This window comes from Mesorhizobium sp. M7A.F.Ca.CA.003.01.2.1, assembly GCF_003998945.1.
In the GTDB taxonomy this organism is placed as follows: domain Bacteria; phylum Pseudomonadota; class Alphaproteobacteria; order Rhizobiales; family Rhizobiaceae; genus Mesorhizobium; species Mesorhizobium ciceri.
Genome location: NZ_RZRA01000223.1, coordinates 1 through 6,562 on the forward strand (window position 1 = coordinate 1; position 6,562 = coordinate 6,562).

General features: G+C 63.0%; 7 protein-coding genes and 2 tRNA genes. All 9 read right to left on the reverse strand.

Features of this window, described 5'->3' with window-relative positions; translation table 11 throughout:
• Window positions 1–594 (reverse strand): alcohol dehydrogenase catalytic domain-containing protein (locus EN969_RS11785; RefSeq protein WP_164758228.1); only part of this gene is annotated, 594 nt, incomplete at its 3' end.
• 36 nt (window positions 595–630) lie between these two features.
• A complete protein-coding gene (locus EN969_RS11790; RefSeq protein ID WP_013531223.1) occupies window positions 631–1,908 on the reverse strand; it encodes a beta-ketoacyl-ACP synthase in 1,278 nt (425 codons plus the stop codon).
• Window positions 1,909–1,951: 43 nt separating this feature from the next.
• Window positions 1,952–3,142: a beta-ketoacyl-ACP synthase gene (locus EN969_RS11795; RefSeq protein ID WP_063168178.1), complete on the reverse strand. Its 1,191-nt coding sequence runs from the start codon at window positions 3,140–3,142 to the stop codon at window positions 1,952–1,954.
• Window positions 3,143–3,198: 56 nt separating this feature from the next.
• On the reverse strand, window positions 3,199–3,480 hold the full coding sequence (locus tag EN969_RS11800; RefSeq protein WP_010909964.1) for an acyl carrier protein: 282 nt from the start codon (window positions 3,478–3,480) through the stop codon (window positions 3,199–3,201).
• Window positions 3,481–3,710: 230 nt separating this feature from the next.
• Window positions 3,711–4,853 (reverse strand): slipin family protein, encoded by a 1,143-nt coding sequence (locus EN969_RS11805; protein WP_063168177.1) that lies wholly within the window; start codon window positions 4,851–4,853, stop codon window positions 3,711–3,713.
• 352 nt (window positions 4,854–5,205) lie between these two features.
• Window positions 5,206–5,275: transfer RNA gene (locus EN969_RS11810), tRNA-Asn, on the reverse strand.
• 2 nt (window positions 5,276–5,277) lie between these two features.
• Window positions 5,278–5,351, reverse strand: a tRNA-Tyr gene (locus EN969_RS11815).
• Between the two features lie 227 nt (window positions 5,352–5,578).
• Window positions 5,579–6,127, reverse strand: coding sequence for a histidine phosphatase family protein (locus tag EN969_RS11820; RefSeq protein WP_063168176.1), 549 nt, complete (start codon window positions 6,125–6,127; stop codon window positions 5,579–5,581).
• On the reverse strand, window positions 6,124–6,426 hold the full coding sequence (locus tag EN969_RS35985) for a hypothetical protein (RefSeq protein WP_244514304.1): 303 nt from the start codon (window positions 6,424–6,426) through the stop codon (window positions 6,124–6,126). Before EN969_RS35985 ends, EN969_RS11820 begins: the two co-directional genes overlap by 4 nt.
• Between the last annotated feature and the right edge of the window lie 136 nt (window positions 6,427–6,562).

A 6,562-nucleotide genomic window follows, 5' to 3' on the forward strand; every position in this document is an offset into this window, starting at 1 on the left:
GCCGACCGTAGTGATGATCGTGCAACCCATCCGCTTGGCCAACTGGATGGCCGCCGAGCCGATGCCGGATCCGCCGGCATGGATAAGGATGGTTTCGCCGGGTTGAAGCCTGGCGTTGTCGAACAGCATGTGCTCGACGGTGCCGAAGGTGACGGGCGCCACCGCCGCCCCGATGTCGGTCACGCCGGGCGGGGCAGGGACCAGCAGGCGGGCCGGCAGGTTGATCTTCTCCTGCGCGAAACCGTCGAGATGGAAACCGTGCACGCCCGAAACATGTTCGCAGAGGTTGTCGCGGCCTTCGCGGCAGGCTCGGCAGAGGCCGCAGGTGCGCGCGCCATAGATCGACACCAATTGTCCGGGCAGCAGGCTGGAAACGCCGGGGCCAACCGCCTCGACCTCGCCGGAGGCCTCCGCGCCGACGACCAGCGGCAGCTTGCGCTTGGCGAAGGCCATGCCGCGCCAGCCCCAGACGTCGATATGGTTCAGCGCTACTGCCTTGATGCGCAGCGTGACTTCGCCGAGTGCCGGCGGTGGAGGAGGCGGCAGGTCCACCGTCTCAAGACGGCGGTCCTCTATAAGTTGCAATGCGCGCATGGGGCCTGTCGGTTCAGTCTGGCTGAAAAAGGTCGCTTAGACCGGTTCCCGCGCCATGACAAGGCAAGTGTTCTGGCCGCCGAAGCCGAAGGAGCTCGACAGAACGGTGCGGACCTCGGCGTTGCGCTTCTTGTTCGGCACCACGTCGAGCACGATCGCGGGGTCGGGATTGTCATAGTTGATGGTCGGCGGAATGACGCTTTCGCGCATCGTCATCAGCGAGAAAGCCGCCTCGACAGCGCCCGCCGCCGACAGCGTGTGACCGATCATCGATTTGTTCGACGAGACCGGCATAGAGCCGATCCGCTCGCCGAACACCGTCGACAGCGCCAGATGCTCCATCTTGTCGTTTTCGGGCGTCGAGGTGCCGTGGGCATTGACGTAGTCGATCTCGTCTTCACCCAGTCCGGCATCGACGAGGGCGGCGCGGACCGCGGCGATGGCCGGTGAAGCGTCCGGTTTGGAGCGGGTGCGGTGGAAGTCGTCGGCCTTCTCGCCGCAACCGCCCAGGACGCCGAGAATAGTCGCGCCGCGAGCCAATGCCGTCTCAAGCGATTCCAACACCAGCGCCCCGGATCCCTCGGCCAACACGAAGCCGTCGCGATCCCTGGAGAAGGGTTTCGACGCCTTTTCGGGGATGTCGTTGTGCGTGGAGAGCGCCGAAAGCAATGAGAAACGGATCAATGCCTCGGCGGTCGCGGAACCGTCCGCGCCGATCGACAGCGCACGGTCGCATTCGCCGCGTCGGATCGCCTCGACACCGAGCTGAATCGCGGTGGCGCCTGAAGCGCAAGCCGTCGACAGCGTGATCGGCAGACCACGCGTGCCAAGGCGATCGGCAAGGCGGCCGGCGATCGAACCGAACTGGGTGGTCTCGAAAATATCCAGCTCTTTCAAGCTACGCGCGACCCGAAGCAGTCTTTCGGCGGCGGTGTCATCCTTGTCCTTGTCAGAATTGTAGAGCGAGAAGCGCTCGGCCCAGTCGAGTTCGACTGGCGGCGATGCGAGGAAGAGCGGTCCGCCGAAATCGCTGGAATCAAGACCGGCTTCGCTCACCGCTTCTAAGCCCGCAAGCTCGGCTAGCTCATAGGTGAGTGGGCTGGCGCCTTTCGAGCTCGACGGCAGGAAATCGACCATGCCGGAGATGCGGGTGTTCAATTGATCGATGGGAAAGCGGGTGATCGGGTGAATGCCCGACTTGCCGGAGGTCAGTGCCGCCCAATTGTCTGATTTGCCGACGCCAAGCGAGGTCACCACGCCGATGCCGGTGACGGCGACGATCGGCCTGCCCATGTGATCTCTGAGATTGGCCATCCGGGAGCCCTCTTATCGTTGCAGCATGGGTCGTGGAGCCGCGTTACGCGGCATTGACCAGCGCCATGCCCTCGAATTGGTGATAGCCGATCGCCGTTGCAAGGACGGATTGGGGAACGCCTTCGAACGGCGTCTCGGCTGCGGCATCAAAAACAGGATAGGCGGCCTTGCGGTCGACAGCGAGTGCCGCCAGTGCCACAGCGAAAGGAAACTGTGCTTCCTTCATGTGCCCGGTCAGCGTCGAGAAGCCACGCGCGGCGATCGCCGGATTGGCATCGAGCGCTGCCTTCTCGGCTGTTGTCGCCGCATGCGCCCCCGATGCGCCCGACAGGGTCAGCAATTTGCCGTTCGGCAATGCAGCCTGCTTGAGCAGTGCGGCGATCTCGGCGTCGAGTTCTCCCCGTGGCCGCCGGGCGCGGCCGGAGACGACCGGTCCAAGTTCTGCATAGATCTTGCGGCCGCGGCTCATCGCGTGTTCGCGCTGCTCCAGCACCAGGAAGGCGCCGCCGGAGCCGGTCACGACGCCACCGCCCTCAGTGCCCTGTCTTTGCCAAACCGGCTTCCATGGGCCGCGATGCAGATAGCCGGCGAGTTCATAGCCGAGCAGCATATCGGGATGTTCGGTCTGGAAGGCACCGCCGACCAGGATATGCGTCGACTGACCCGAGCGGATGCGTGCGGCGGCCGTTTCAACCGCGGCGACACCGGCACCTTCCTCGCCCATGAAGGTTCTGGACGAACCGGTGACCTTGTGGACGATGGAGATGTTGCCGGCGAGCAGGTTGGACAATTGGGCCAGAAACAGTGTCGGGCGCAATTCGGTGGTCAATTTCTCGTTGAGCAGTACATCGCGGTCATTGCGGCTTTCCGAAGCGGCGAGAATGGCGGCATCGACCGCCTCGTCGCGCTCGCCACCGCCCGCCGCCACAACCATGTCCATGGTCGCGCAGAGTTCGTCATTGCCCTTGATGCCGGCGTCGTCCAGTGCAAGGCCGGCAGCATAGGTGCCGAGCCTCTGCCAGGTTTCCATCTGGCGCTGATCGCCACGCTTGGCGATCTGCAGGTTCCAGTCGATCTCAGGCAGCGGATGGACAGTATAGGGTGCAAAGCGCGTCGCTTCGAGCACCGGCTGCGGGCCCGGTTGCGCGAGCTTCTGCCAGTGGGCGTCAGGACCTTCCCCCAGCGAGGAGACAAGGCCGATACCTGATATGACGACGTCGCGGGGGCTGCTCATGTGCGGCTTTGTGGGTCAGGCGGCAGAGCGCGTCAAGATCGTGCGCTCAACTGACGTCAGGCGGTCTTGGCGGCGACCAGCGCGTCGATCTTGGCGCACAGGTTCTTCATGACGAAGTAATCGTCGGTCGAAGCCTTGCCGTCATTGACCTCCTGGGTCCACTTTTCCAGCGGCACCTTGATGCCGAATTCCTTGTCGATGGCAAAGACGATGTCGAGAAAATCGAGGCTGTCTATGCCGAGATCGTCAATCGTGTGGCTCTCGGGCGTGATGGTGTCGATATCGATCTCGCTGGTGTCGGCAATGATCTTGGCGACTTTGTCGAACGTGGTGGACAAGGGCTTTTCCTTCGGTTGCGGGCGGAATCTGTCCGCATCTTGTTTGGGCGCTGTCTAATCGGTTTTTTCCGGCAGGAAAAGGCCTGATACGCCGGGCGCAGATGGGTAGGTTTCCTTCGAAACGCAAGAAGGGCCGCCGGTTTACCCGGCGGCCCTTCTGTTGACGCAACGTCAGCCTTATTTCGATGCGTGTCGTTTTTCCAAAAGCGGAACACTTTTGGCGACATGCATCAGCTGTCGCGAAGCTTGACCAGATCGTTCAGCAGCCCGCCCGTTCCGTTGTGGACGGTCAGCCGCTCGACCTTGCCGGCGATGGTTTCCAGCGCCTCGAGCTCCTTCAGCCGCAGCATCACCGGGTTTTCCGCCATCACCCTGGCCGTGTTGAGGAGGGAACGGGTCGCGTTCGTCTCCTCGCGGCGACGGATGATGTTGGCCTCGGCCTGCTTTTCGGCCGACACCACCTGGTTGAGGATCTCGCGCATCTCGCCCGGCAGGATGACATCCTTGAGCGCGATATCGCTGACCTCCACGCCGATCTCGGCCATGTCGGCGCGGACCTTGGCTGCCGCTTCCTCATCGATCGTCACCTTCTTTTCGAGGATCTGATCGAGTGTCAGCGCGCCAAGCGTCTTGCGGAAGGCATATTGCAGGGCGCGGTAGAGGGCTTCGGAGAAGTCCTTCACCATGCTGACCGCCTTGACCGGATCGACGACCCGGTATTCGGCTGCGATGTTGACGCGGATCGTCACGCGATCCTTGGTCAGCACTTCCTGCCCGGCAACGTCGAGCGACTGGCGCTTGAGGTCGACGACCTTGATCTGCACCATGCGTCCGACGTTCCAGAAGCCATGCACGCCCGCCGTCAGCGTCCTGACCAGGACACCGTCGATGAACAGCAGTCCGGCCTGACCATCGACGACCGGATGGACGGACATCAATTCCGCCTTCCGGGCCTGGCCGAGCCGGCGCATGATCGCCGCATCGATGGCGAGATCGACTGACGTGTCGATCAGCGTCACCTTCCACGGGCCGGCATCCGTCCACAGCACGAGCTTGCGGTCCGGTGCCAGCACGGCGTGCAGATTGCCGTCACGCTCGATGACGGCGACATCCGTGCGCCCGGTGCGAACGACGGTGAAATGACGCGCGGCCACATCCGGAAGCTTGTCGAACAACGCCTTCTCGTATGCCGAAACGAATTCCGGGTTCTTCAGATCGTGCCGAGACACTTCGAGGCTGCCGCGCCGGTTGGCGAGCCAGTGCTCGCCCGGCAGCAGGACAGCCTTGATCTCCCCCTTGTGGAGGGCGAGGGCACGTTCGTTTTCCTTTACGAGGACGCGCTCGCGTCCAAGAACCTTGTCGAGAATGGTCATTGTCTTACTCCTGTCGGGCATGGCCCCATGCGAGGCGTCACGTCATGCGTCGATCTTCCCTTCGTTTCTCGTTTCACGTCGTCTCTTGCGTCGTAGCCCGGGCACGAATGATCCGGGGACTGGTGGCATCGAGCCGTGGCGGGCCTTCGGGAGCGGATCGCGGGGCAGCGAAGCGGGCGCAGGAGGCCTTAGCCTCCCTTGCCGGCGACACCGCGCCTTGATCGTCACCGCGGGCCTGGCCGCGAGCCGATGGCGAAAGACGCTTGAGATGATCCGCGCCCGAAGGCTTGGGTCACCCGTCCAGTCTTTCGCATTCCAGTCCCCGGACCGTTTTTCGGATGGCTTTTCAAGGCCAATGGAGAAGGAATCGAACCTTCGACAGTCAGATTAACAATCTGATGCTCTAACCAAACTGAGCTATCCGTGGTGCAGATGAAGGGACTCGAACCCACAACCTCCGGATTATGTCCGGCGCTCTCCCAGTTGAGCTACATCCGCGATCCCAATCCCCAAAGCGGCGCCGTATACAGGGCGGCAATGCCGCCTGCACGGGCGGAGACGAAAGCTCCAACCGTTGTGCTCGCTTCGGTTCTCGTGACCGGGAGCGCGCCTATAGCCCCTGCGACGGGTTGTCGCAAGCGGCATTGTCACGGCGAATTTGCGGCTTCTTTCAACGGTGGCATTTCAGCAACACCGCTTTCGGCGTCAGCGATCGCGCAGCACGCTCAGAAGGTGACGCGGCCGAGCACGCGCAGGCCATCGCCTTGCGGCTCGACGACGACGGCCTCACCTTCGCGCGGTGAGATGCCGGTCAGTGCCACGATGTCTTCCAGATGGGTGACCATGACCAGATTGTCGGAGCCGGAATAGACGCGGATTTCCTTCAGGATCGCAGCGATCTGCGCGGCCTTCTGCGTCTCGTCGCCTTTCAGGAGATCGAGCGGTGCAAAGAGTTCCGGGTCGGTCTCGAAGGCGATGCGGGCGGTGTCGAGGCAGCGGCAATAGCGGCTGGACAGCACGCGCTCGATCGGTGCCGCCCGAGCGGCAAACAGAGCGCCGATCTTGCTCGCCTGCTGCTTGCCGCGCGCCGACAGGTTCATCTGGGTGGCGCAGCTGTCGATGTCGAAATTGGCCGGATCGGTGGTGCCGGTGACCATGGCATGGCGCAGCAGCACGACGTGTCCGCCGTCGCGCAGCAGCGCCCAGCCTGCATCCGTGGCGTGCGCCACGCTGGGAACAACAAGCAGGAACAACGCCAAGGCAAATCGAATCATCCGCTATCCTTCTGCGGTTCCCGGCAAGGGGTTCCGGTGGCAGGACATATAGGGACGGTAAAGCCGGCCGAAAGACAAGGCGCGGTCGGCGGGAAGCGTAGACCTACTTCTTCGCCATCTGCTTCTTCACCAGATCGACCTTCTGGTCGGTGAGAGGGATGGCTGGTGTAGCCGGCTTCGCTAAAGCGCTGCTTGGCGTTCTCGAAGAATCCGATCGCCTTTTGATATTCGGCCTTGCCGCCGCCATAGCTGGCCCGATTCCAGCTGACATCCCCGAGATTGTTCTGCGCGAAGGCCATTGCATCGGAAGGCTTCCCTGGTGAATACCTTCAGCGTCGCCGTGAATGCGGCCTCGATCGGTGACGCTGCGCGCGTCGCTTTTCGTCTCGGCAACTGCAAGCGCGGTCGCGGCAAGACAAAGCAGTGCGGCGACGA